We start from the raw sequence: 24,411 nt of genomic DNA, 5'->3' as shown, positions 1-24,411 counted from the left end.
TCAACCACTCACGGGGCCGGAGGCCTAGACCCTGTTCTCCGAACGCGGAGCGCCAATTCCGGGATCGATCTGGAACGGTCCGCTCGACGAGGGTGCGAGGGGGAAGTCGAAGATCGCAGTCGGGAGATACACCGTCGAACACGAGTTGGGGATATCCACGACGCCCGACAGGCGGCCCTCGATCGGTGCCGCACCCAGCAGCAGGTACGCCTGCTCTGGCGCGTACCCGAACTTGGTCAGGTACTCGATCGCATGCAGGCACGCACGCTGGTAGGACAGATGTGAATCCAGGTACTTCTGTTCGCCGTCCAACGTGACGGAAGTGCCCGAGAACGCAAGCCACTCGGAATACTGCGGATCCGTGTTGCCCGGCATGAAGATGGCGTTCTCGGAAACGCCGTAGGTATCCATTCCGCCCTTGATGATGTCCACACGAAGATCGATGAAGCCGCCCATCTCGATGGCACCGCAGAAAGTGATCTCACCGTCGCCCTGGGAGAAGTGAAGATCGCCGACCGACAGATTCGCACCGTCCACGAATACCGGATAGAAGATTCGGCTGCCCTTGGTGAGGTTCTTGATGTCCTGGTTTCCACCGTTCTCGCGAGGGGGAGCGGTGCGCGCCGCCTCGCCGGCTACGCGTGTGTACTCGTCACCGGTCAAGGTTCCCAGTACTGCATCGCGGGGCTCGGGCGGAAGTGCAAGCGGGGGAACCCGATTGGGATCGGTGGCAATGAGGGCGCCCTCGCGGGCATTCCACTTGGCGAGCAACGCCGCCGACGGAGCAGTACCCATCAGCCCCGGGTGGACGATGCCCGTGAACGAGACGTGCGGAATGTGACGCGACGTCGCCGTTTGGCCGGAGAAATCCCAGACGGCCTTGTACGCGTCGGGGAACTGTTCGGTGAGGAAGCCGCCGCCGTTGTTTCGAGGGAAGATGCCCGTGTACCCCCAGCCTTGGCCGGCCAACGGACCCGAATCTTCTTGGGGGATAGGCCCGATATCCAAGATGTCGACGATCAAGAGGTCGCCGGGCTTCGCGCCTTCGACGGAAAAGGGGCCGGACAGCGTGTGGACCGTGGTCAGTGGTGCATTGAGAATGTCGTCGGCCGAGTCGTCGTTGTGTATCGCGCCGTCGAACCATTCGCGGCAATGGACACGAAACGCATCACCGGGTTTCACCGTCACCGCCGCCGGGATGTCCGGGTGCCACCGATTGTGGCCGACGATCGCCTGGTCGGTGAATTTCTTGGCGGAATCGAGTGGAAACAGCAGTTCAGGCATATGCACTCCTCATTCTCGAAGAAACGGAAAACTCGTGGCGGCAGGACTTTCGTGTCGGATCGGGACTCACGGCCAGGACGCGCGGTGAGGACGCTCAGGGGCGAGGTAGCTTGCGGTGCAACGGATTGGACGTCGTCGGGGCAGATTGTCGGCCACGGCCGGGTAGTGACCCACTGACCACGGCAGGCTCGTGAGCTGATCGGGCAGTGCTGTCCAGTAAACCCATCGCGGTTGACGAGCTGTGACTCAAACGGGGAGACGAGACAACACGCTTCGATTCGAGACTGCACTGGGGGCAACGGATCGACTGGGGCACTTCGGCCATCGCGAACGACCGCTCGAGCGGGCCGCAGCCGGTACAGCGAAACTCGTACAGAGGCATGCGGTCACGCTATCGGAGGATCCGTAAGTGCGACACTGGAACGACACGCACCGGGTTGCCGATGCCGCAATTGCGCCCGTCAGCGCAAGTACACAACCGCGTTGTCTCCGCCGGTACAGGTGACGATGCCGGAGGTCACCTTGCATGCCATCGTGTACTCCTTGCCGGTCACCGGACTACGTGCGGACACGGTGCTGGAGGCACCGGTGGCACCGGAGTTTCCGTAGGCGATCCGAACTGCCTCGGCAAACTCGCACGAAGTTTTGCCCCCACTTGTCGCGGACTCCTTGTAACTTCCGGCCGGCTGCCCGCCGGGGCAGGCGGACGCACCGGCCGGGAAGTTCGCGGCGCGTGCGGTCGTCGGGGATGTCGTGCTGGGAGCGGTTGTCGTGGTGCCGGGTGTGTTCGCGGCGGTGATGGTGGTCTGGGCCGCGCCACCGGCGGCTGAGTTTGGGACGTCCTTCGGCCAGAGGACCCAGGCAAGCCCGCCGAAGAGAGCCAACACAGTGATGACTCCGATTACGGATACCGGAATCACCCAGCCGGGCCGACGCGGCGGCGGATTTCCACGTGGCGGTGCAGGCGGGAATCCCTGGGGCGGAGGATACGACTGCGGCGCGGCCCGGTAGCCCAACTGTGGCGGCTGTGGACCGGATTGCGACCATGCCTGGTTGTTCGGTGGCCGCTGATAGTTGTCCGGCACCGCTTTATCGCCCGGTCGGGGGCGTCGAACGACAAGTCATGGTTCGACAGCATATGGCCGGCGAATGGGTTGTCTGTGGCTTTCTGACGGGTAGATCCCTGGAATTGCCCGAGCGAAGCCTGTTGCCACGAAGTGATTGCGGTCACTTGCGAGTCGTGAAGTTGGCTCCGAAGTAGCGGATGGGCCTGTTCCGAGTGCCGCGCGAACTGCCGGAATTTGCAAGTGACGGAGTTGAGTGCATTTCGTTCACAGCCTGCGGTTTCTTTGCTACTCGCCAGTACGGAACCTGTCCGATTGGGTAGTACCAGCCGTGTAGGAATCTTCACAGACTTAGCAAAGTGTGTTGAAAAGGTAGCGAAGATTGGCATTAGCAACAGGTAGACGGCACTTTTTCGATGTGCCATTCTCGGTAAGTACACAAGAAGGGCCTGGCAAGTATGTGAAGTAGTACGCACGTACTGCTCACAACAGGCCGGACCAGCAGATCAAAGAGATGGAGTCTTGATGTCGACCACCGGCACCCCGAAGACCGCAGCTGAGCTCCAGCAGGATTGGGACACCAACCCTCGCTGGAAGGGCGTTACTCGTAACTACACGGCCGATCAGGTCGTCAAGCTCCAGGGCACCGTCGTCGAGGAGCAGACCCTCGCTCGTCGCGGATCCGAGATCCTGTGGGATCTCGTGAACAACGAGGACTACATCAACTCCCTCGGTGCACTTACCGGCAACATGGCTGTGCAGCAGGTTCGCGCCGGCCTGAAGGCCATCTACCTCTCCGGTTGGCAGGTTGCCGGCGACGCTAACCTCTCGGGCCACACGTACCCGGACCAGAGCCTCTACCCGGCCAACTCGGTTCCGACCGTCGTTCGTCGCATCAACAACGCACTGCTGCGCGCCGACGAGATCGCCAAGACCGAGGGTGACACCTCCGTCAGCAACTGGCTCGCTCCGATCGTTGCCGACGCCGAAGCCGGCTTCGGTGGCGCTCTCAACGCTTACGAGCTGCAGAAGGCCATGATCGGCGCCGGCGCTGCCGGTGTCCACTGGGAGGATCAGCTCGCTTCGGAGAAGAAGTGCGGCCACCTCGGTGGCAAGGTGCTCATCCCCACGCAGCAGCACATCCGCACCCTGACCTCGGCTCGTCTGGCTTCCGACGTTGCGGACGTTCCGTCCGTCATCATCGCCCGCACCGACGCTGAGGCTGCAACCCTCATCACCTCCGACGTGGACGAGCGTGACCGCCCGTTCCTCGACGGAACCCGCACGGCTGAAGGCTTCTACGGCGTCAAGAACGGCATCGAGCCCTGCATCGCTCGCGCCAAGGCTTACGCACCGTACGCAGACCTCATCTGGATGGAGACCGGCGTGCCGGATCTCGAGGTTGCAAAGAAGTTCGCCGAGTCCGTTCGCAGCGAATTCCCGGACCAGCTCCTGGCCTACAACTGCTCCCCTTCCTTCAACTGGAAGGCGCACCTGGACGACGCGACCATCGCGAAGTTCCAGAAGGAGCTCGGCGCGATGGGCTTCAAGTTCCAGTTCATCACGCTGGCAGGCTTCCACTCGCTCAACTACGGCATGTTCGACCTGGCCTACGGCTACGCCCGCGAAGGCATGACGGCATTCGTCGACCTGCAGGAGCGCGAGTTCAAGGCTGCCGAAGAGCGTGGCTTCACCGCTATCAAGCACCAGCGTGAGGTTGGCGCCGGCTACTTCGACACCATCGCCACCACCGTTGACCCCAACACCTCGACGGCAGCTCTCAAGGGCTCCACCGAAGAGGGCCAGTTCCACTAAGAACTGACTTCGGGTGGGGGAGAGGCTCGGCTTCGGGTCTCTCCCCTGCTTGTATCACCGCACTACTTTCTCTCGTCTTCAAGGCAGTTCCGATTGCGTCGGCCACCAGCGTCGACGCCGTTCGAAGTGCTCCTTTTACAACACCTTCACCAGACAAACTCCACGAGACAAACAAGGAGCTGACGTGACCAGCGAAAAAATTCAGCGCGTCGGCGTTATCGGCGCCGGAATCATGGGTGCCGGAATCGCCGAGGTGTGCGCCCGCGCACATGTCGATGTTCTGGTCTTCGAGCAGACTCGCGAGCTTGCAGCAGCCGGGCGTTCACGCATCCTGCGTTCGCTCGACCGCGGCGTGAGCAGCGGAAAGATCACAGAACGTGAGCGTGAGCAGGCCGCATGGCGTCTGCGTTTCACCTCCGATCTGGGAGATTTCGCGGACCGCCAGCTCGTCGTGGAGGCCGTCGTCGAAGACGAGAAGATCAAGAGCGAAATCTTCGCCGAGCTCGATGCGGTCGTGACGGACCCGGATGCGGTTCTCGCGTCCAACACGTCGTCGATCCCGATCATGAAGCTCGGCATCTCGACCAAGCGTCCCGAGCGAGTCATCGGTATGCACTTCTTCAACCCGGTTCCGGTTCTGCCGCTCGTCGAATTGGTGACGACGCTCAAGACCAGTGCCTCCGTCTCGCAGCGCGCCGAGGCTTTTGCCAGCGACATCCTCGGCAAGCAGGTCGTCCGCAGTGCCGACCGCTCCGGCTTCGTCGTCAACGCACTCCTGGTGCCGTACCTGCTCTCGGCGATCCGCATGGTCGAGTCTGGCTTCGCTACGAAGGAAGACATCGACAAGGCAACGGTTCTCGGCCTCGCGCACCCCATGGGTCCGCTGGCTCTGACGGACCTGGTCGGACTCGACACCGTCAAGTCCATCGCCGACTCCATGTACGAAGAGTTCAAGGAGCCGCTGTACTCCGCTCCGCCGCTGCTCCTGCGTATGGTCGAAGCCGGATTGACCGGCAAGAAGTCCGGCGCGGGCTTCTACGAATACGCCGACAACGGTCGCTCCACCAAGCAGGCAAGCTAAGGCCCAAAGCCCCTGTGCGCGTTTGTGGAGTGTAGAGACTCCATAAACGCGCACAGGGCGCTCGCGCCCCTCGGTTAGAAAGGTCGACCGCATGTCCAGCAGCACTGCAGCATTCGGCTCCAGCGTCCTGGGGTATCCGCGCATCGGGCCGCGCCGTGAGCTCAAGCGCGCCCTCGAGTCCTACTGGCACGGCACTTCGGACAAGGACGCACTTCTCGCGGTCGCCAAGGAACTCCAGGAATCGACCTGGAGTGAACTGGCTGCGACGGGACTGAGCCAGGTTCCGGGCAACACCTTCTCCTTCTACGATCACGTCCTCGACAATGCGCTGCTCTTCGGCGCAGTGCCGGAGCGGTTCAAGCCGCTCGAGGGCGCCCTCGATCCGCTCGATTTCTACTTCACGATGGCCCGCGGTCGCCCGGACTTCCCGCCTCTCGAGCTGGTGCGCTTCTTCGGCACGAACTATTACTACCGTCAGCCCGAGATCGACGCGAACACGGTGTTCTCGCTCAACTCGGAGGCACTTCTCGACGAGTTCGAACGCGCTAAGGCGCGCGGCATCGAATTGCGCCCCGTCATCATGGGGCCCGTCTCGCTGCTTCTGCTCTCGAAGGTCGGACCTGCCACCGAGAAGTCCGATCCGAACTTCACCCCGCTCGACTTGTTGGACGCGCTCCTGCCCGAGTACGAGAAGCTCTTCGAGCAGCTCGCCAAGGCCGGTGCCACCTGTGTTCAGTTGGACGAGCCTTCGGTGACCGAGGACCGCACCCCCGAGGAGCTAGCCGCTCTGGGACGTGCGTACGAGAAGCTGTCGACGGCTCCGCTCCGCCCACGCCTGTTGGTGACCGGTCCGTACGGCAAGTTCGGCGAAGCCCTCAACATCTTGGCGCCCACCAAGATCGAAGCCTTCGGTCTGGACTTGGTGCACGGCAAGATCACGGCCGAGGAACTGGCCGCAGTGCCGAACATCAAGCGCAAGCGCATCTACGCGGGCGTCGTCGACGGTCGCAACGTCTGGCGCGTCGACCGGTTCAACACCTTGACGTACCTGAACGAACTCAAGGACGTTGTGCCCGACCTCGTCGTCTCCACGTCGTCGTCGCTGCTGCACGTGCCGTACGACGTGCTCTCCGAGTACGACATTCCGGGAGACGTCGCAGACCGTCTGGCTTTTGCGAAGCAGAAGGTCGGCGAGGTCGTCTCCCTGGCGAAGGCACTCACCGAAGGTCCTTCGGACAAGTGGCGTAAGCGTCCGACGAAGGTGCACTTCAAGCTCAAGCACGCTGTCCGTGCTCGGGTCAACGCGATCAAGCCCGAAGATCGTGTGCGTGCACCGTACGAGGAGCGTCGTAAAGCTCAGCAGGAACGGTTGAACCTGCCCTTGGTTCCGGCCCAGACATTGGGTTCGTTCCCGCAGACCGACGCGATTCGCCAGGCTCGTTACGAACTCGGCCAGGGGCGTTTGGAGTGGGACGACTACTACAAGCGCATCCAGGAAGAGATCGAGCGCACAATCCGTCTGCAAGAGGACATCGGTCTCGATGTCTTCGTGCACGGCGAGCACGAGCGCAACGACATGGTCCAGTACTTCGCCGAACTGCTCGAGGGCTATGCCTTCACGCACAACGGTTGGGTTCAGGCCTACGGATCTCGTTGCACGCGTCCGCCGATTCTCTACGGCGACATCGCACGTCCGAAGCCGATGACGGTCGAGTGGATTGCGTACGCGCAGTCGCTGACCGACAAGCCGGTCAAGGGCATGCTGACGGGTCCGGTCACCATGATCGCCCGTTCGTTCGTTCGTCAGGATCAGCCGCTCTACGAAACGGCAGAGCAACTGGCACTTGTCATTCGAGACGAAATCGCGGATCTCGAAGCTGCCGGAATCGCCATCATCCAGGTGGACGAGCCGGCAATTCGTGAACTGCTGCCACTGCGTGAGGACGGCCGGGAGGCCTACCTGGAGTGGGCCGTCGACGCGTTCCGTCTGGCAACAGGTGGAGCGAAGCCGGAAACACAGATCCACACACATCTGACGTACTCCGCTCGGTCGTCGGTGGTCGACGCCATCGAACGGTTGGACGCCGATGTGACGGCTATCGTCGCGACCCGCTCCATCACGTGGGTTCTCGAAGCACTCAAGGAAGGCGCGCTCACGCACGGCGTCGGCCCCGGTGTGTACGAATCTCGTTCGGCTCGGATTCCCGACATCGACGAGCTCGACGAATTGCTCACCGAGGCAAGCGAATCGATCTCTCTCGATCGTTTGTGGGCCAACCCGGACGGTGGCCTCAAGACCCGCCATCCATGGCAGCTCGAGCCTTCGCTGCGCAACATGGTTGCGGCCGCGAGGCGCCTGCGTCGTCGCGCCGAACAAGCGGAGCGCGACGCCGGGTAAGTCACGTCAAGAACACGTCATGGAGGGGCCTGCGATTTGCAGGTCCCTCCATGCACGGGTAGGCATGTGTGCATGGTTACTGCTGCTGCTTACGCCGCGACGTCCGCTGACGGTCCGCTCGAGAAGACCACCGTCGAACGCCGCGAGCTCGGTCCACTGGACATTCTCATCGACATCAAATTTGCCGGCATCTGCCACTCCGACATCCACACCGCTCGCAACGAGTGGGGCGGAGCCAAGTACCCGATCGTCCCCGGACACGAAATCGCCGGCGTCGTCGCCGCGGTGGGTTCGGATGTCACCAAGCACAAAGTCGGCGACCGCGTGGGCGTCGGCTGCTTCGTCGACTCCTGCGGAGAGTGCGACGCCTGCCTGGCCGGCGAAGAGCAGTACTGCCGCAAGGGTGTGACCGGTACATACAACGCCACCGGACGCGACGGCGAGCGCACTCAGGGTGGCTACTCGACGCACATCGTCGTCACCGAGCATTTTGTTCTCTCGATCCCCGAGGGCATCGAACTCGACGTTGCCGCGCCGCTGCTGTGCGCCGGCATCACCTTGTACTCACCGCTGCGGCACTGGAATGCCGGCCCCGGCAAGAAGGTCGCCATCATCGGTTTCGGCGGCCTCGGTCACGTCGGTGTGAAGATCGCCAAGGCGCTCGGCGCGGAAGTCACCGTCCTGAGCCAGACGCTCGGCAAGAAGGAAGACGGCCTTCGTCTCGGCGCCGATCACTACTACGCGACCAATGACCGTGAGACGTTCAAGGCTCTTCGCGGCGAGTTCGACCTGATCCTCAACACGGTCTCGGTCAATCTCGATATCGACGCCTACATGTCCTTGCTCGCCATCAACGGCACGCTCGTCGAACTGGGCCTGCCGGAGAAGCCGATCGAAGTTCGAGCATTCTCGCTCGCCGCAAACCGTCGTAGCCTCGCCGGCTCCATGGTGGGCGGCATCCCGCAGACACAGGAGATGCTCGACTTCTGCGCCGAGCACGGCATCGGCGCAGAAATCGAACTGATTCCGGCGAGCGACATCAACGACGCTTACGAGCGCGTGATCAAGAGCGACGTTCGATACCGATTCGTGATCGACACCGCAACAATCTGACCACCTCAGTCACGTTCAGTCGAGTTGCTCGCGAAGATTACTCAATGTCTTCGCGAGCAATCTCGACACGTGCATCTGGGACACACCGACTTTCTCGGCGATCTGTGTCTGCGTCAGGTTTCCGAAGAATCTGAGCATCAACACCGTCCGCTCTCGTTCGGGCAGCTTGTCGAGAAGTGGACGTAAGGCCTCGTGATTCTCGACGTTCTCGAGTGCTGCGTCGTAGTCACCGAGTGTTTCCACGAGCGGAAGATCGTCGGTGTGATTGGACGCGGCACCGTCGACCGAGACGGTCTGGTACGCGTTGCCGGCGATCAACGCCTGGGCAACTTCTTCACGTTCGATCCCCAACGTCTCGGCCAACTCGTCGACGGTCGGCGCGTGCCCGAGTTGTTGTGACAGCTCGCTGATGGCTTGCCCGAGTTGGAAGTGCAACTCCTTCATCCGGCGTGGAACCCGCAATGCCCAACCGGTGTCGCGGAAGTGTCGTCGAACTTCGCCCATCACGGTGGGAACCGCGAACGAGACGAAATCGGATCCGCGCGTGGAATCGAAACGGTCGACGGCGTTGACCAGACCGAGACGCGCCACCTGAACCAGATCGTCGTGTGCCTCGCCGCGTCCGTCGAATCGTCTGGCGATGTGTTCGGCCAACGGTAGGCACCTGGTGATCAGTGCGGTGCGCACTCGTTCGTACTCCGGACTGTGGGGCTCGAGGGTCCGCATTTCCTCGAAAACGGGTATGACGTCCCGATATTCGTCGGTGGACCGCCGGCGCGGGCGTGACGGGCCGTCTGCGGAAGCGGTCACAGGCGCCCGCTGAGGGCCTTGGTGAACTTCATGGTCGTGATGTAGCCGACGCCGCCCAGGTTCTCTTCCTGGTCGAGTGAAATCGAATCGGTGAGTTCGGTGAGGATGTGCCACCCGAACGATCGCTGAGTGCTGTCCTCGTACTCCGTGGTTGTCGTCGATACGGATACGTGCAGTTGCGGGGGAGTGAACACGAACCGACACACCAGAACCGAATCAGGCGCAGCACGAACAATCAGATGCGTACAGATTTCGTCCATGGCCAATTTGATGTCGGCGATGGCGTCGAGGTCGAAGTTTTCCTGAATGGCAACAGTGGCGGCCAGTGCACGCAAAATCGACAGCTGATCGAGAGTCGCTTGAATCCTCAACTCCACAACTGGCTGAGTCTGATCCTGATCGGGCTCGAGTGCGCTGAGGTGTGCCATAAGTTCTCCGGATCGTCGTACCAGGGGTCGCGGTGAAGTCTGGTGCCGAGAACGATACCCATCTCGACCTTCACAGTGACCCCCGAACACGAAATTTGGTCGATGGTGGTGCCGGGGTAAACGACACGATTCTGCTCACGACCGTTGGCGATCGCAACATCGGATTACCTCGCGGAACCGCAGACCAAACCACATTTTTGTTCGGAACACCGAAACGAATGGTCGCAACGCACTTGTGACGCCGGTCATGCTGGCGTACTGTTTCAAACCGAGGTTGAGCACACAGCCGATGAGGGATTTATCCGCAATTCTGGAGACCCGTTCATCGTGCGGCTCCTTCGGAGGTCCCTTCTCTTTTGCAGAGTGTAAACCGTTGCGGGATGGGAGAACCATGACTGTTGTTCCAGGATCATCTATTTCAGGCTTTACGAACGCGGCGAAGGGATCGGTAGATTACGGACCTCCCGCGACCGGGACAGCGACCGCATCGTTTCACGCGCACCGCATCAGTGCACATACCGCTGTGATCCACGTTCGTGGCGAGATCGACCTGATGAGCGCCAATGCTTTTCGTGACTTCTTGACGTACCACGTTGCCGCGGACCGGACGCTGGTTGTCGATCTCTCCGAACTCGAATTCATGGGGACGTGCGGCTTGTCCGTGCTGTCGGTCCTGTCGACGCGATCACGCGACGTGGGCGGCACACTCGCGCTCGTCTGCGCCCGCCCGGTTCAGAGGCTACTCAAAGCAGCTGGTCAGGAGTCGATGTTTGCCTGCTACGAGTCGCTGGATCATGCAATCGGACTCGAAGAGACCCGACGTTTCCCGGCTTGATACCGCCCTTTCGCCGATAGTTTCGAGTCACCCCCAGTTCCGAGAAATCAGCTTCGTAGAGCCCGTCAGCGTCAGTGCACTTCACTTCGGTGAGTGCCCTTGTGTTGGCGGGCTCTCGGCGGTGCTGTGACGCAGCGGCCGTAGGTTCGGACCACCTCGGTGGCGACGTGATCCCATGAATACGATTCGCACGCTCGGGCCCGACTCTGCCGTGCAAACGCCGCGCCCTCGTCTTCGTCGTCGAGAAGATGCCGGACCGCGCGCGCGGTTTCCACGGGGCTGTTCACCGGTACCCGACGCCCGGTGAGTCCGTCGATTACCGTATCCCGCAGTCCGCCAACAGGAGTCGCGACTACGGGAACTCCGCACGCCATCGCTTCCAGCGCCGCGATTCCGAAAGGTTCGTATCTGGGGGTGCATACGAGGGCGTCGGCCGACCGCATCAGTTTCGGTAGCTGGCGGTGCGGAACGCGTCCCAACAATTGGACTCGATCTGCGACGCCGAGCCGCTCGGCGAGCTTGACCAAGCGGATCGCAACCTCGTCGGTGCTCAGTTGCGCGACGGGTGGCCCGCCGATCACCACCAACTCCGTGTCCGGCAGCGAAGCCAGCGCGGCGACGGCAACATCGAAGCCCTTCTGCTCCACCAGCCTTCCGACGCAGATCAATCGATGCGGCGCGGTCTTCTTCGCGGCGGGTCCCTCCGGGGTGAACGCTTCGGTATCGACGCCCGAGGGCACCATCGTGGTCCGTGATCGTGGTGACCCCTGCCGAACCAGATCGAAGATCTCGTCCGAACTTGTCGCGATCACATGGGTTGCGCCCCTGGCGATCAACGGTTCCAGGTGAGTCCGCTCCGATGGACTGTCGTCGGCTGCTCCGAGGTGTCGGTGCGCCGCAGATCCCAGGGAATGGAATGTCTGAAGTACGGGGATGCCGAGTGAGCGGGTCGCGAGTTCCGTTGCCACACCAGACATCCAGAAGTGCGAGTGCACCACATCGGGTCGGTCGGTACTCCACTGAGCGCGCAGAATGCTGGCAAAGGTGCCCAGGTGGGGGAGTATTTCGGCGTCCGGGAGAGCGTGTGTCGGTCCGGCTTCGAGATAGTCGACGGAGTACCCGGCGCGGGCGCGAACGCGGTCCGGTCCACCGACGTGTGCCCGCCTGGTGAAGACGGTGACATCGTGTCCGGCGCGAACCAGGGCCGCGGACAGTTCGTCGACGTGCAGGTTCTGTGCACCGGCTGCCGAGCAGCCCACCGGTGCGAGTGGATCGGCGTTCACCGACACCATGGAGATCTTCAGCATTCGTCCGGGAGCCATAGCGGGCGAGTACTTCATCGGGTCCCCTCTCCACTTGATCGGTTCGTCTGGGGATACCCGGAGTCCGTGATCTGAACCGGGTTTCGGCGCGGTCAGCGCTGGGCACATTCCAAACACGATGGCGAGGAGTGAGGTTCGATGACAGAACAAATGCTGGTCGACGCAACCGTCGGACTCGGGTTCGAGCGGTACGTACAACGGGTGGCGGTCGGCGTGGGGGCCGGCATAGAGCAATGGTGTTGCAGGCGCGAGCATCCTCTGGAGGCCTACATCGCGTTGGATCGAACTGTGCCGCGTTTCCCTGGGCGTGAGGTGGCGTTGCTGTGGGAGGAGACGTGCGGTTGGGCCCTGGCCGTGGAGACTCGTTCAGGGGAGGACCTCATCGTTCTCGGATATCTGGGCGAACACGCAGTGCCGACCCCGGACGCCGTCGCCGACTTTGCCGCGACACTGGGCACGCGCAACCCGCACTGGGTCATGAACAGGCCACTGGCGGATTCGGACGAGACCGCGCGAGAACTACGAAGCTACTCCGGAAGTGCTTACGCCTGAACAGTATTGAGGTCCGATCAGCTCAGTTGACCACGTCCAGGATGGGATCGAGAACCGGAGTCGCTGCAGCCTCGACGGCAGGATCGTCCATGAGTTTGAAAACGATGTGACCGCCGAGCGCGCCACCGACACCGACCGCGGTGAGCCCCAGCACCGACAGAACTCGCGCCAGCGCGAGTGAATCCTTGCCGCGTAGCCTGTACGACGCGGCAAAAGACCAGATCCCCACAGCATTCGACGCGGCGTGTACCAGCCCCACACGGCGTGCGACGTCGCCACGTTCGGACCAGTCCAGCCAGCCTGTCAGCAAAGCCGGCGGCGTCGAGACCAGCCCGAGCCCGATCAACCGTCGTGCAGTCTGCGGATCGCCTGACACGTCGAAGATCAGCGAAGCCGTCCACGCGCCCGCGGGAATGGTCACGAGGGCGGGATGGATGGGATGCCCGACGAGGGCGCCGCGCAGAAGTGCGGCGACAGTACGCGATCTGTCGGATCGCTCGGTGATCTCGAGGATTCTGCGTCTGATGCCAGTGGACGGACCGTCCAGTCCGCGCGCCGATTCGATTCCGCGGTAAAGAGTTCCGATGTCCATGCAATTCGGCTACCCGGCGTAGACGTCGGGAAACCTCACGACAGGAGTGTCTTGTCGACCGTCATGCTCCGGCGTACGGTCGAAACGAAAGAGATCCGACCGGAGGAGCGAACGATGAAGCTCAATCTCTTTGCAGCGTGGGCGTCGTATTTCCTGGTGCTGGCCACAGTTGTCTGTCTCGGCAGCTTTCTCGTGGCCGCCGGTTCAGGGCACGGTGGTTGGGCGTTGATTGCCGGGCTCGCCGGCGTCGCGTCCATCGGACTGGCGGTTGCCCTGTACACCAGCACCGTTCATCACGACCACAAAGTGCACCGCGAATCCCCACACCTGTTCTGATCAGGACTGCTTCTGATCAGGACTGTGCCAGTCGCGCTTTCTCCGCCTCGATGTCGAAGTTGGCAGGCGGCCAGTCGAGATCGAGCTTTTCCAGAGCGTCGATCAGTAGCTCCGTGACCGCAATTCGGCTGTACCACTTCCGATCACACGGCACGACGTACCACGGCGCGTGCTCGGTCGACGTCTTGTCGAGCATTGCCTGATACGCCTGTTGATATGCAGGCCACAAACCGCGTTCGGTCACATCACCCGGGTTGTACTTCCAGTACTTGTCCGGGCGGTCGAGCCGCTCTTCGAGCCGCTTCTTCTGCTCGTCGAGCGAGACGAACATCGCCACCTTCACGATGGTGGTTCCGGCGTCGACGAGTTCCTTCTCGAACTGGTTGATCTCGTCGTAGCGCGCGCTCCAGACATCCTCAGGGACAAGATCGTGGACGCGCACGACCAGGACGTCCTCGTAGTGGGAGCGATCGAACACACCGAGATAGCCGCCGCGGGGGAGTTCCTTCTTGATCCGCCAGAGGTAGTGATGTTGCTTTTCCTCTTCGGTCGGGACGCCGAAGGCCGCGTGCTGAACTCCCGAAGGATCCACGTGACCGATCACGTGTCGGACCATGCCACCCTTGCCTGCGGTGTCCATTCCTTGCAGGACCAGCAGGATGGAACGGCTGTCCCCGGACCTGCCGTTGGCGTAGAGCAACTCCTGCAGGTCGGACAGGACCGCGCCGCGCTCCTCGAGTAGACGTTCGCCGTCAGCTTTGTTTCCGGTGAATCCCGGAGTGCTGTTGCGATCGAGTTGATCGAGTTCGAACCCGGGCTCCGCCCGCAGTGTCTTGGCGGCCGGTGTTTCCCACAGCGAGTCTTGTGCCATGCCGAAAGAGTGCCACAGGATCGACCCCTGTGGCTCGAAAGTTCGGTCTCGGGCGAGTCAGTCCTCGGCAGGCTTGACGAGGGGATGCGGAACCGACTTGAACTTGGCCGGTGATCCGTTGACCGCAGCAATGCCGGTGATGCCGCCCCACGTCATCATGGTGAGGTAGTCGATCAGCGATTCTGCGGACATCGACTTGTTGGAGATCCACCAGTGCGTCGCGAGCTGAATTCCGCCGACGATCCCGAACGCCCACGGCAGGGAACCGCCGGAATCCATCTCCATCTCGCGAAGACGATTGCCCAACACCGTGGAGAGCAATTCGGCGATCATGCGCTCGGAATCGGCAACGACGTCGCGGTTGGCGCCGGCGCCGTTGGCCATGACGTAGAGGTAGATGTCGGGGTCGGATGCCACCGTCTCGACGTACGCGGTGATGCTGGCCTGGGTGAGTTCGAAATCGTCGAGATCACCGCTGATGGCTTCGTAGATACGCGGCGACAGGATGGTCTCGACGTACCGCATCATCGTGGCGGTGGTGAGGTCGCTCTTGTCGGCGAAGTACCGGTAGAGCACGGTCTTGGACACACCGATCTCGGACGCGATCTCGTCCATGCCGATCTCACGGCCGCGGGCCCGGATAGCAGCGATGGTGCCGTCGACGAGTTCCTCGCGGCGAGCGATCTTGTGTTCGCGCCACCGACGCTTGCGACCGTCGGATTTCTCGGGCTTCGCATCAGCAACGACTGGGCCGTCTACCTGCTCGTTGTCCTGCACGGCATTCTTGGCCACGAGTCATCTCATATCTGTGGTGCGAGCCACGTCCGATCGGTCTACTTTCTGGTCCAGCTTAATGTCCGTGCCTTTATCTCGGGCACTCACATCCGCAGTTCGGGGGATTAAGTCCTAGCGAATCGGACATCGTGTCGCTCGCGCTACGCCGCGTCACACCTTTCGGCACAATGGCGAGGGTGCAGCAACTGAGCCTCTCCGCCTTCGACGACGCCGCCAAGCGTCGGGACCTTCGCAAGATGAAAGTCTTCGCCACTGGCCTCCTCGGCTTCGCGACGGTGGTCTACATCTTCTGCCGGTGGCAGGAATCCCGCGGCGCCGGAGAGTGGGTCGGGTACGTCCGGGCCGCGTCCGAGGCGGGCATGGTCGGCGCGCTTGCCGACTGGTTTGCCGTCACCGCGCTCTTCCGTCATCCGATGGGGCTTCCCATCCCGCACACTGCCATCATCAAGCGTAAGAAAGACCAGCTCGGAGCCAGTTTGAGCTCGTTCGTCGGTCAGAACTTCCTGGCTCCCGAGGTTGTGTCGGCCAAGGTGCAGCAGGCGCAGATTCCGCTCCGCCTCGGTACGTGGATGGCTGAACCTGCCAATGCCGCTCGCGTCGCCGCCGAGACGTCGACGGTATTGCGCGGGATGGTCGAGGTTCTTCGCGACGAGGACATTGCCCAGATCATCGACAACACGATCGTGAAGCGGCTGGCCGAGCCCATGTGGGGACCGCCGATCGGCCGAGTGCTCGGGGAGTTGCTCAAGGACAACAAGCAACTGCCGATCATCGAATTGCTTGCCGAGCGCGCGCATCAGTGGGCACTCGGCAGCCAGGAGACGATCGACCGTGTGATCGTTCGCGATTCGCCGGCGTGGTCGCCGAAATTCGTCGACGCGATGCTGGGGGAGAAGATCTACAAGGAACTCGTCGAGTTCACCTGGAAGGTCCGTTCCAATCCCGAACACGAGGTACGCCTCGCTGCCAACCGCTTCCTGATCGACTTCGCCGATGATCTGCAGAACGACCCGGAGACCATCAAGAAGGCCGAAGGGATCAAGGCGGAGATCATGGGCCGCGAGGAAGTGACGGGTCTGGCGTCGTCGACGTGGCAGGTCGCCAAGCGCCTCATCATGGAGTCGGTCGACGATCCGAACAGCACCCTGCGGACCAAGGTCGCCGAGAACGTGGCCGGCTTCGGAGTCAGGCTGCGAGACGACGAATCCATGCGTGAGAAGGTCGACGGCTGGCTGGTGCAGGGCACCAAGTACATCGCGGAGAACTACACCGACGAGATCACCGGAGTCATCAGCGACACGGTCGAGCGGTGGGATGCCGACGAAGCGAGCCAGAAGATCGAGCTGCAGGTCGGTCGAGATCTTCAGTTCATCCGTATCAACGGCACCGTTGTCGGCTCGATCGCCGGGCTGCTGATCTACACGATTTCGACTCTCATCTTCGGCTGAGCTGTCCGGTATGTGACGTCCACCACGAGTGCTAGCAGTAGTGCTTGCAATAGTTAGCACCCTCTCCTATCCTGGGAAATGTCCACTGGAAAGGGAGGACGCAATGCCAGCGAAGTCGACGAACTCCGATGACGGAGATCGTGAATTATCCGGTGCCGCAGCCGGAGCAAGCGACTTGGCAGCTCGCGTCGTCAGCTCTGCGGCACACGACATCGGGGGGTTCATTCGTGCACAGCGGGAAGCCGCCCAAGTTTCGATGCGCCAACTTGCTCAACTCGCCGGCGTCAGCAATCCGTATCTGAGTCAGATCGAACGCGGATTGCGCAAACCGTCGGCAGACGTACTGGCGCAAATTGCCAAGGGTCTTCGGGTCTCATCAGAAGTCCTGTACGTCCAAGCGGGATATCTCGAACAACGCCCGCACAGTCCCATCAGGGACGCGGTGTTGGCCGAGACGGCCATCAACGAACGGCAGAAGCAAGTACTGCTCGAAATCTACGACTCGTTCTGTCGCGAGAACGAGTCGTCCAGACCAGCCGCAGCGCCCGATTTCGCTGAATCGGCCGCAATTCCAGACACCGAGACTTCACTAGGAGAACAAGATGACTGACAAGAACGCCATCGACAGCGTCAAGACCTCGCTCTACGCCGCTGTCGGCGCAGGCGACCTGGTTGTCCAGGCCGTGGCCGATGTAGTCGCTCAGGTTCGTGAGCGCGCCGAGAACACCCAGGGTGACGTCAACGGCCGTGTCGACGGTGCCCGCGAGAAGCTTGCTTCCGTTCAGGGTGACGTTGCCGAGAGCGTCGAGGCACTGCGCGAGCGTCTCGCCGGCCTGCCGTCCGAGCTGCCCGAAGAGCTCGCCGAGCTGCGAGAGAAGTTCGCACCCGAGGAACTCCGCAAGGTCGCCGAGGCATACCTCAAGGTTGCCGGCGATCTGTACAACTCCCTCGCAGAGCGCGGCGAAGACGCAGTCGAGCGCATCCGCAAGCAGCCCGCAGTCGAAGAGGGCATCGCTGCTGCAGAGTCGGCACTCGGCGACGCCGTCGAGCTGACCGAAGACGCACTCGGAACCGTTGCTCGTCAGACGCGCGCCGTGGGCGAGCAGGCTGCCAAGCTGGCCGGCCGCGCTGCCGGACGCATCTCCGACACCGCAGAAGAGGTCGGCGAGAAGATCGCTGACGCCGGCGAGAAGATCGCCGACGCAGGCGACGAGGCAGCACTGAAGGTCCTCGACCTCGGTGACCAGGCAGACGAGGCTTCCAAGGAAGCTGCTGCTCGCGTGACCGCTGCTGCTTCCGACGTCCAGGAGCGCGCGACCACCGCCGCCAAGAAGGCCGCTCCGGCCAAGGCTGCACCGGCAAAGGCTGCTCCGGCCAAGGCCACCGCGCCGGCTCCGGCCAAGAAGGCTGCTCCGGCCAAGAAGGCCTGATTTTGCCCAGCTCCACCTGACGAAGGCTCCCGCGCTCAGCCGAGTGTGGGAGCCTTCGTGTTCGTCGGGAACCGGATGAGAACTTAGGATGTAGTTGTGACTCAAGTCGATGGGCTAGTCGGTCTGATCTTTCTCGCACTGAAAGTGCTCGCGTTGGTGGGTGCTGTCTACGCGATCGTTCATGCCGTCAGGCAGCGTCCGGACGCCTTTACCGCGGTCAACAAATTGACCAAGCCGATCTGGCTCGGAATTCTGATCGTTGCGGCGTTGATCCTGCTGGCGACATCCCCTGTCGGTCTCCTGGGCATCATCGCGGTTGTTGCAGTGTGTGTATATCTCGTCGACGTTCGACCGCGCGTGGACGACATCCAGCATGGCGGTTCCCGCTGGTAGCGGGCCGCGGTTTCTGCTCATCCGGTGACGCGGTTCCAGGTCACCGTGTGTTGCCCCACTCTTCGCTCCAACGCTGACAACGCGCGTTGTTCGAGTGATAGTGTCGGTTAACGGCAGTCACACATAGATTGCATCCGTCTGTCGTCAGCAGCAGTCAGGGGTAAATGCATGTCCAGTCGTTCGCGCACCACAGAGCTTCGAGTACTGGCAGGCGCCGTCGGAGTGGGAGCACTCGTCGCGGCAGTCGCTGGGATCCGTCATCGGCGATCCACGCGCGGGTTGACTCTTTCGAGCGACGTCGAGCCCAACGCACTCCTGAAGACTCCGACGCTCAAAGCTGATATCAGTGAACTGACCACCGACGACGGTGCGATCATCAATGTCCGGGCTTACGGTCCCGTCGACGGCGATCCGATCGTTCTCAGTCACGGCTGGACGTGCTCAACCGAATTCTGGTACCCGCAGGTCAATGCGCTTGCCGGTGAATATCGCGTCATCACCTACGATCAGCGCGGTCACGGACGCAGCACCGTCGGTAATCTTCCGCTCGGCCCGGACGTCCTCGCCGACGACCTCTCTGCCGTGCTGGCAGCCACGGTTCGCGAGGACAAGAAGGCGGTCATCGTCGGTCACAGCATGGGCGGGATGAGCATCATCGCCTGGGCTGGTCGTCACCCCGACGAGGTCAAGAAGTACGCGTCGGCGGTCATGCTCGCGAGCACCGCGAGTGAAAGGTTGATCGCCGAGACCACGGTCATCCCACTGCCCAATCGCTTTCCTCGGGTGCCTGTCCCCGTGGGCCGCGCCATCCTCAGTTCGCCCGTTCCGTTTGTCTCCTCGGGCGCCATGACGAAGGCGATCCAGTACGTCTCGATGTCACCGAACGCGACCAAGGCCGAGATTCAGTTCTGCGAGAACATCGTTCGTGAGTGCAAGCCGCGTATTCGTGGCGGTTGGGGAGCAGCGCTGAGCACCCTCGACATTCACGAGGGACTCGACAATCTCGAAGTGCCGACCACCGTGCTCGTCGGTTCGCTCGATCGGCTCACTCCGCCGGTCCATGCGCGCAAGCTTGCGCAGGTCCTCGACGACGCCGGCAACCTCGAACGGTTGATCGTGTTGCCGGGCGTCGGTCACATGTCGTCGATCGAGAACATCGACGAGTTCGACAAGGAAATCGTGCGACTGCGCAATCTCTAGCGCGCGGTGACTCCGAATCTGCGTAGTTCGAGAGCCGGATTCTTCATCCGAACCTCCGCGATTCGTTCGAGGGAGACGGTTGCAGTCGCCATACCCACGCGTTCTCCCAGAGATGCGACGATGACGCCCATCGGATCCACAATCATGCTCGCGCCTGATCCCGCCGGTGCGCATTGGTCGGCCGCCGCGACGTAGATCGTGTTCTCGATCGCGCGGGCGCGGACGAGAGTTGTCCAGTGATCTTCCTTCAACGGGCCGGGCACCCACTCTGCCGGGAGGAGGAGAACGTCGGCGCCTGCATCGACGATCCGTCGTGTCGTTTCCGGGAAGCGAAGGTCGTAGCAAGTCTGAAGACCGAACCGGACGTCTTCCACGACAAAGGTTTCGGGGTCGTGAATCTCACCGGCACGGACGACGTCCGATTCCTTGTAACCGAAAGCGTCGTACAGGTGCAGCTTTCGGTAGATCGCAACGACACCGAGTTTCGGGGCCAGGGCGACCAAGGTGTTCGAGATCTTGTCGGAGCCCGTAACTGCCTCGTTGATCCCGGCGACTATGTGAATGCCGAGAGTTGTTGCGAGGTCTGCCAGCGCTGAGACGAATTCGCCGTCGAGCGACTCGGCGGTCAAGACGAAACGTGAGTCCATGCTCGGAGCCGTGAACATCGCGTACTCGGGAGCGACCACGATGCGAGCGCCGGATTCCGCCGCTTCGCTCGCCAGTTTCGTGAGTTGCTCGAGATTCGACTGCTTGTCGAGTCCTGGGGCGTACTGTGCGATTGCTACGTCGACCATGTGGTTGTGCCTTTCTGGGCTTGGGGCGCCGGCATTCTCTCGATCTTGCCGAGCACCACGGTGTAACAGAAGATTCCGCCGATGAGTACCGCACCGGTCGCGATGAACGCGCCGGCGAACGAACCGGTGGCGTCGACCACCATGCCGGTCACGATGGGCGCCGCGATTCCGAGCAGATTCGCCACGAAATTGACGATGCCGCCGAGCGACCCGGTGTATCCCTCAGGCGCAATGAGCGCCACGATGGACGAACCTGCGGGGACCGACACTGCCAGTCCTGCTGCTCCGATCGAGAGGAAGATCAGGGCGACTGCGATCGATCCCGCGTATGCCGCTCCCGTGACAGCAAGTGATGCCAGGAGGCTGACCACGAGGACCGTACGGCGGACCTTGGTGACGTCACCCGTTTTGGCCAACCACCTGTCCATCAGGATGCCGGCGATGAGGAACTGTGCGATCACGGCGACGAGCCACGGGATCATCGTGTAGATGCCGCCCTTGAGGAGGTTGACCCCGAAACTCTTCTCCAAGTAGGCGGGGAGCCAGGTCAAGAGCACGTAGTAGGCGTACGTATAGGACGCGTACCCGAGTGCGAGTCCCCAAGTCTTGCGTCGCCGCAGGAGGTAGCCCAGACCATTGAGCGAACCGCTGGTTTCTGCGTCCTCGTCTTCGGCGCCGCCCTCGCGGATGTAGTCGAACTCCGCTTGGCTCAGCCGACCTTTCGCCAGTGCCTCTTTGGGCGTCAGATACAGCAGCCACCAAATCGCGAGGTAGGCCACGGAGAGGATGCCGGTGAAGATGAAGGCCGCGTGCCAGCTGAACGTCGTGACCAAGAACGCCATGATCGGGATGCCGATCACGTTCGAGATCTTGGCACACCCGTCGAAGATGGAAGTCGCGGTCCCACGCTCCTGCTTCGGGAACCATTGGCCGATTGCTTTCCAGCCGGCCGGGACAGTAGGCGCTTCGCCGACACCGAGGACGAGTCGGGCGACCAGGAGCATTCCCAGTCCACCTGCCGCAGCGGAGGCGAACGACGCCACGGCCCAGAGAAACGCGGCAGCTCGATTGACCCACCGCACGCCGATGCGGTCGATGAACGAACCGATCGGCATCTGGAGCATGGCGTACGTCCACAGGAACGCGGACGAGACCATTCCCATTTGCGAAGCGCTGATGTCGAAGTCGCGCATGATCTCCGGTGCGGCAATGGAGAGGTTCACGCGGTCGATGTAGTTGACGAACATGCCGACGCCGAGAACTCCGGCGATACCCCAACGGGCACGGCCGATCTTCGGCGGGACGGCCGCCTTTATCGGTGACGAGCCGGGTTCCGAGGTTTGTGTTGTCATCGAGACTCCCGAATCCGAGTGATCTGATCGAGCGGTCCGGCAAAGCCGGCAGCGAGGGCACCGTGCTGCATGATCAACGCCATCTGATCAGCGCCGTGTCGGACGGCAAATTCTTTCTCTTCCACGCTCCACGCCGGCAGTACCCACGGCTTGCCTGCTTCGGCTGCCGCTGCGGCAACGATAGCGAGGTCGGCAAAATCGCCCTCGGTACGTGTGTATGCACCGCGTTCTCGGCGCAGCGAAAGATCGGACGGGCCAACGAAGACGCCGTCGACGGTGTCCAGTGCCAGGATGTCTGCGATGTTCTCGATTGCTCCGGCATCCTCGATCATCGGGTAGCAACGGGTGAAGGTGTCCTGGCGACGGACCCAGTCGTCGGTGAAACCGCCGTAGTTGGTCGTGCGCCCGCCGGCGAAACTACGGTCGCCTAGCGGTGGGAATTTGGCGAACGCAGTGACTTCCTTTGCATGGGAAGCATTTTCGATGTGCGGAATGACAACGGCAGTGGCGCCGAAGTCGAGAGCCTGCTGAATGGGTCCGCGCTCGGGTCCCAGTACTTTCGCGAGAACCTCCATGTCCAGGCCGCGAAGGAAGGGGATGAATCGCTCGAGGTCGGCAAGGTCGAACGACCCGTGTTCGATGTCGAGGATCACCGCGCCGTAGCCGAGCCCACGCGCAATTTCTGCTGCGGCAAAGCTTGGATCGGACAGCCAGATCGCGTGACGGCGGTCGGCGGGAGTGCTGAACATGCTGGTGGGCTCCTTGGCAGTAGGGATTTTACGACTGATCTGATCGGTGTGACGACCCGCACAGCTGTCGTATACGTCATGTATACACAGAGAATACTTGGTGTGTCCAGAGTCGGTATGATGAATTTGTTACAAGTTCGTCAACCCGGCGGACGCCAGTGCGAAGGGATTGTGATGTCGACACCGGCAACTGCCGACCCGTCAGCCACCCAGGGGCCGGCACGCGACCGCGTCTACGTCTGGTTGCGGGACGAGATCATTCGTGGATCGATCGAAGGGGGGCGATTCCTGGACGAGCTGTGGGTCTCCGGGACCATGGGGGTGTCCCGTACGCCGGTCAGAGAGGCATTCCATCGGCTGGCCGCCGAAAAGTTCATCACTCTCCTGCCGCGCAAGGGCGCGCAGGTCCGAACCGTGACAGCCCGTGAGCTCGAAGAGGTCTACCAGAGCCGGCAACTGATCGAGGGTCACGCGGTGACGGTGCTGTGTGCCCGAGGCTTCGGCGCGCCGACGTCAATGATCGAGCTGATCGAACCGATGGAAGCTGCAGGGCGCGAACGTGATTGGTTCGAGGTTTCCGGTCTCGACCGGCAATTCCATCTTGCGATGGTCAGAGCTGCACAGAACTCGGTACTGACCGAACTCTACGAGTCGCTCCGGTCACGGCAACAGAGAGTTGCGGTGCGCGCCCTGAACGTGGGACCGCACCGCCTGGACACGATCAATGCGCAGCATCGTGCCTTGGTTGAGGCGCTGGACGAATCCGATGCAGACAAGGCTCTCGAAATTCTGGCCGCACACCTCCGGCCGGTACCGGAGGTCCTTGCCCTCTTGCCTGCCGATCAGCCTTAGCTGAATACGACCGTCTTGCGCCCGTGGACCAGAACACGATCCTCGAGGTGCCAGCGCAGTCCGCGTGAGAGCACGAGCTTTTCGATGTCTCGACCCTGGCGGACCATGTCGGCGACATCGTCGGCGTGGTCCACACGGATCACGTCCTGCTCGATGATCGGACCGGCATCGAGTTCGGCGGTCACGTAGTGGCAGGTGGCGCCGATCAACTTCACGCCGCGTGCGAACGCCTGGTGATAGGGGCGGGCACCGATGAACGACGGCAAGAAGCTGTGGTGGATGTTGATCGCGCGGCCGGCCCAGTGCTCGCACAGTGATTCGGGAAGCACCTGCATGAAGCGTGCAAGAACCACGGCGTCGGGGTTGTGGGCGTCGACCAGGGCGCGGACCTTCTCGAAGGACGGTCCCCGTTCGGCCGGGTCCTTGGCGAACGGAACGTGGTGGAAGTCGATCCCGTGGCGCTCGGTGACACTGCGCAGGTCCTCGTGATTTCCGATGACGGCGCTGATCTCTGCCGGAAGTTCTCCGCCCGCGGCGCGGCCCAGGAGGTCATGCAAGCAGTGACCTTCCTTGCTCACGAGCAGCACGATCTTCTTGGGTGCGCCGGAGTCGTGAAGAGTCCACTCGGTTTCCGGACCGATCTCGGCCGCAACAGCTTTGAACCGTTCACGAAGCTCGTCGATGCTCATGCTCACAGACGACGCACGGACCGCCTGACGCGTGAAGAACCATCCGGTGTCGGCATCGGCGTGGTACGCGGCCTCCACGATCCATCCACCGACGTCGGTGAGAAAGGTCGAGATGCGTGCGACGATGCCCGTGGTGTCGGGGCAGCCAAGGGACAGAACATAGCGACGATCGTCGATCGAAGGTGCAGCGGTCATGCGGCCTAGTCTC

Annotated in this window: 26 protein-coding genes; 13 read left to right on the top strand and 13 right to left on the bottom strand. The window is 62.2% G+C overall.

Going from position 1 to position 24,411, the window contains the following annotated elements:
* Nucleotides 1–24 precede the first annotated feature (24 nt).
* From fmdA to QM596_RS23325, 3 genes are all read right to left on the bottom strand, one after another.
* Nucleotides 25–1,284: a formamidase gene (gene fmdA / locus QM596_RS23335; protein ID WP_019744435.1), complete on the bottom strand. Its 1,260-nt coding sequence runs from the start codon at nucleotides 1,282–1,284 to the stop codon at nucleotides 25–27.
* Between the two features lie 94 nt (nucleotides 1,285–1,378).
* On the bottom strand, nucleotides 1,379–1,666 hold the full coding sequence (locus QM596_RS23330) for an FmdB family zinc ribbon protein (RefSeq protein ID WP_020906737.1): 288 nt from the start codon (nucleotides 1,664–1,666) through the stop codon (nucleotides 1,379–1,381).
* A gap of 79 nt (nucleotides 1,667–1,745) precedes the next feature.
* On the bottom strand, nucleotides 1,746–2,369 hold the full coding sequence (locus QM596_RS23325; protein ID WP_257209939.1) for a serine/threonine protein kinase: 624 nt from the start codon (nucleotides 2,367–2,369) through the stop codon (nucleotides 1,746–1,748).
* Nucleotides 2,370–2,873: 504 nt separating this feature from the next.
* Here QM596_RS23325 and aceA point away from each other — a divergent pair.
* The 4 genes from aceA to QM596_RS23305 all read left to right on the top strand — a co-directional run bounded on the left by aceA (nucleotide 2,874) and on the right by QM596_RS23305 (nucleotide 8,755).
* Nucleotides 2,874–4,163, top strand: a complete 1,290-nt coding sequence (aceA, locus tag QM596_RS23320; RefSeq protein WP_003941533.1) for an isocitrate lyase — start codon at nucleotides 2,874–2,876, stop codon at nucleotides 4,161–4,163.
* 184 nt (nucleotides 4,164–4,347) lie between these two features.
* Complete coding sequence (locus tag QM596_RS23315) at nucleotides 4,348–5,244, top strand: 3-hydroxybutyryl-CoA dehydrogenase (protein ID WP_003941541.1); 897 nt, start codon at nucleotides 4,348–4,350, stop codon at nucleotides 5,242–5,244.
* Nucleotides 5,245–5,335: 91 nt separating this feature from the next.
* Entirely contained in the window at nucleotides 5,336–7,642 is a 2,307-nt protein-coding gene (gene metE / locus QM596_RS23310) for a 5-methyltetrahydropteroyltriglutamate--homocysteine S-methyltransferase (protein ID WP_019744430.1), read from the top strand.
* Nucleotides 7,643–7,714: 72 nt separating this feature from the next.
* Nucleotides 7,715–8,755, top strand: a complete 1,041-nt coding sequence (locus QM596_RS23305) for an NAD(P)-dependent alcohol dehydrogenase (RefSeq protein ID WP_019744429.1) — start codon at nucleotides 7,715–7,717, stop codon at nucleotides 8,753–8,755.
* Between the two features lie 15 nt (nucleotides 8,756–8,770).
* Here QM596_RS23305 and QM596_RS23300 read toward each other — a convergent pair whose 3' ends face one another.
* Together QM596_RS23300 and QM596_RS23295 are read right to left on the bottom strand one after the other, a co-directional pair.
* Nucleotides 8,771–9,565 carry an RNA polymerase sigma factor SigF gene (locus tag QM596_RS23300; protein ID WP_020906739.1) on the bottom strand — a complete coding sequence of 265 codons (795 nt, stop codon included), beginning with the start codon at nucleotides 9,563–9,565 and terminating at the stop codon, nucleotides 8,771–8,773.
* Nucleotides 9,562–9,993, bottom strand: a complete 432-nt coding sequence (locus QM596_RS23295) for an ATP-binding protein (protein ID WP_020968899.1) — start codon at nucleotides 9,991–9,993, stop codon at nucleotides 9,562–9,564. Before QM596_RS23295 ends, QM596_RS23300 begins: the two co-directional genes overlap by 4 nt.
* A gap of 247 nt (nucleotides 9,994–10,240) precedes the next feature.
* Between QM596_RS23295 and QM596_RS23290 the strand changes: the two genes are divergently transcribed.
* Nucleotides 10,241–10,828 carry an STAS domain-containing protein gene (locus QM596_RS23290; RefSeq protein ID WP_349307329.1) on the top strand — a complete coding sequence of 196 codons (588 nt, stop codon included), beginning with the start codon at nucleotides 10,241–10,243 and terminating at the stop codon, nucleotides 10,826–10,828.
* 71 nt (nucleotides 10,829–10,899) lie between these two features.
* Here QM596_RS23290 and QM596_RS23285 read toward each other — a convergent pair whose 3' ends face one another.
* Nucleotides 10,900–12,168, bottom strand: a complete 1,269-nt coding sequence (locus QM596_RS23285) for a glycosyltransferase (protein ID WP_020906742.1) — start codon at nucleotides 12,166–12,168, stop codon at nucleotides 10,900–10,902.
* Nucleotides 12,169–12,288: 120 nt separating this feature from the next.
* Between QM596_RS23285 and QM596_RS23280 the strand changes: the two genes are divergently transcribed.
* Nucleotides 12,289–12,702 carry a DUF6292 family protein gene (locus tag QM596_RS23280; RefSeq protein ID WP_020968902.1) on the top strand — a complete coding sequence of 138 codons (414 nt, stop codon included), beginning with the start codon at nucleotides 12,289–12,291 and terminating at the stop codon, nucleotides 12,700–12,702.
* A gap of 22 nt (nucleotides 12,703–12,724) precedes the next feature.
* Here QM596_RS23280 and QM596_RS23275 read toward each other — a convergent pair whose 3' ends face one another.
* On the bottom strand, nucleotides 12,725–13,294 hold the full coding sequence (locus tag QM596_RS23275; protein WP_020968903.1) for a DUF2231 domain-containing protein: 570 nt from the start codon (nucleotides 13,292–13,294) through the stop codon (nucleotides 12,725–12,727).
* Nucleotides 13,295–13,408: 114 nt separating this feature from the next.
* On the opposite strand from QM596_RS23275, the gene QM596_RS23270 reads away from it, so the two are divergent.
* Nucleotides 13,409–13,630, top strand: a complete 222-nt coding sequence (locus QM596_RS23270; protein WP_020968904.1) for a hypothetical protein — start codon at nucleotides 13,409–13,411, stop codon at nucleotides 13,628–13,630.
* A gap of 16 nt (nucleotides 13,631–13,646) precedes the next feature.
* Here the strand turns inward: QM596_RS23270 and QM596_RS23265 are convergent, their stop codons facing one another.
* Together QM596_RS23265 and QM596_RS23260 are read right to left on the bottom strand one after the other, a co-directional pair.
* A complete protein-coding gene (locus tag QM596_RS23265) occupies nucleotides 13,647–14,501 on the bottom strand; it encodes a polyphosphate kinase 2 family protein (protein ID WP_019744420.1) in 855 nt (284 codons plus the stop codon).
* A gap of 57 nt (nucleotides 14,502–14,558) precedes the next feature.
* Nucleotides 14,559–15,293, bottom strand: coding sequence for a TetR/AcrR family transcriptional regulator (locus QM596_RS23260; RefSeq protein WP_003941527.1), 735 nt, complete (start codon nucleotides 15,291–15,293; stop codon nucleotides 14,559–14,561).
* Nucleotides 15,294–15,463: 170 nt separating this feature from the next.
* On the opposite strand from QM596_RS23260, the gene QM596_RS23255 reads away from it, so the two are divergent.
* The 5 genes from QM596_RS23255 (at nucleotide 15,464) to QM596_RS23235 (ending at nucleotide 19,767) form a co-directional block, all read left to right on the top strand.
* On the top strand, nucleotides 15,464–16,744 hold the full coding sequence (locus QM596_RS23255; RefSeq protein WP_020968906.1) for a DUF445 domain-containing protein: 1,281 nt from the start codon (nucleotides 15,464–15,466) through the stop codon (nucleotides 16,742–16,744).
* A 103-nt stretch (nucleotides 16,745–16,847) separates the two neighbouring features.
* Nucleotides 16,848–17,354 carry a helix-turn-helix domain-containing protein gene (locus QM596_RS23250; protein ID WP_019744418.1) on the top strand — a complete coding sequence of 169 codons (507 nt, stop codon included), beginning with the start codon at nucleotides 16,848–16,850 and terminating at the stop codon, nucleotides 17,352–17,354.
* The gene (locus QM596_RS23245; protein ID WP_019744417.1) at nucleotides 17,347–18,174 is read left to right on the top strand and encodes a heparin-binding hemagglutinin; all 828 of its coding nucleotides are present in this window, start codon (nucleotides 17,347–17,349) and stop codon (nucleotides 18,172–18,174) included. The genes QM596_RS23250 and QM596_RS23245 overlap by 8 nt, the downstream gene beginning before the upstream one ends.
* Nucleotides 18,175–18,270: 96 nt before the next feature.
* Complete coding sequence (locus tag QM596_RS23240) at nucleotides 18,271–18,567, top strand: DUF2516 family protein (RefSeq protein WP_003941505.1); 297 nt, start codon at nucleotides 18,271–18,273, stop codon at nucleotides 18,565–18,567.
* 168 nt (nucleotides 18,568–18,735) lie between these two features.
* Nucleotides 18,736–19,767 (top strand): alpha/beta fold hydrolase, encoded by a 1,032-nt coding sequence (locus tag QM596_RS23235; protein WP_021333908.1) that lies wholly within the window; start codon nucleotides 18,736–18,738, stop codon nucleotides 19,765–19,767.
* Here QM596_RS23235 and QM596_RS23230 read toward each other — a convergent pair.
* Genes QM596_RS23230 through QM596_RS23220 form a run of 3 tightly spaced genes read right to left on the bottom strand, consistent with a single transcriptional unit; the run spans nucleotide 19,764 to nucleotide 22,662 of the window.
* Entirely contained in the window at nucleotides 19,764–20,561 is a 798-nt protein-coding gene (locus QM596_RS23230; protein WP_003941519.1) for a carbon-nitrogen hydrolase family protein, read from the bottom strand. The genes QM596_RS23235 and QM596_RS23230 overlap by 4 nt on opposite strands.
* Nucleotides 20,549–21,913: an MFS transporter gene (locus QM596_RS23225; RefSeq protein WP_003941494.1), complete on the bottom strand. Its 1,365-nt coding sequence runs from the start codon at nucleotides 21,911–21,913 to the stop codon at nucleotides 20,549–20,551. The genes QM596_RS23230 and QM596_RS23225 overlap by 13 nt, the downstream gene beginning before the upstream one ends.
* On the bottom strand, nucleotides 21,910–22,662 hold the full coding sequence (locus QM596_RS23220) for an HpcH/HpaI aldolase family protein (protein WP_020968908.1): 753 nt from the start codon (nucleotides 22,660–22,662) through the stop codon (nucleotides 21,910–21,912). The genes QM596_RS23225 and QM596_RS23220 overlap by 4 nt, the downstream gene beginning before the upstream one ends.
* Before the next feature lie 174 nt (nucleotides 22,663–22,836).
* Between QM596_RS23220 and QM596_RS23215 the strand changes: the two genes are divergently transcribed.
* Nucleotides 22,837–23,514: a GntR family transcriptional regulator gene (locus QM596_RS23215; protein ID WP_020968909.1), complete on the top strand. Its 678-nt coding sequence runs from the start codon at nucleotides 22,837–22,839 to the stop codon at nucleotides 23,512–23,514.
* On the opposite strand, the gene purU is transcribed toward QM596_RS23215, so the two are convergent.
* Nucleotides 23,511–24,398 (bottom strand): formyltetrahydrofolate deformylase, encoded by an 888-nt coding sequence (gene purU / locus QM596_RS23210; RefSeq protein WP_003941509.1) that lies wholly within the window; start codon nucleotides 24,396–24,398, stop codon nucleotides 23,511–23,513. The two genes, QM596_RS23215 and purU, sit on opposite strands and share 4 nt — an antisense overlap.
* Nucleotides 24,399–24,411 lie beyond the last annotated feature (13 nt).

This window comes from Rhodococcus sp. IEGM 1406 (assembly GCF_030056745.1).
GTDB classification, from domain to species: Bacteria; Actinomycetota; Actinomycetes; order Mycobacteriales; family Mycobacteriaceae; genus Rhodococcus_F; species Rhodococcus_F erythropolis.
The sequence above is the reverse complement of the archived record's forward strand: the minus strand, read 5'-3'. Positions and strand labels throughout refer to the sequence as shown.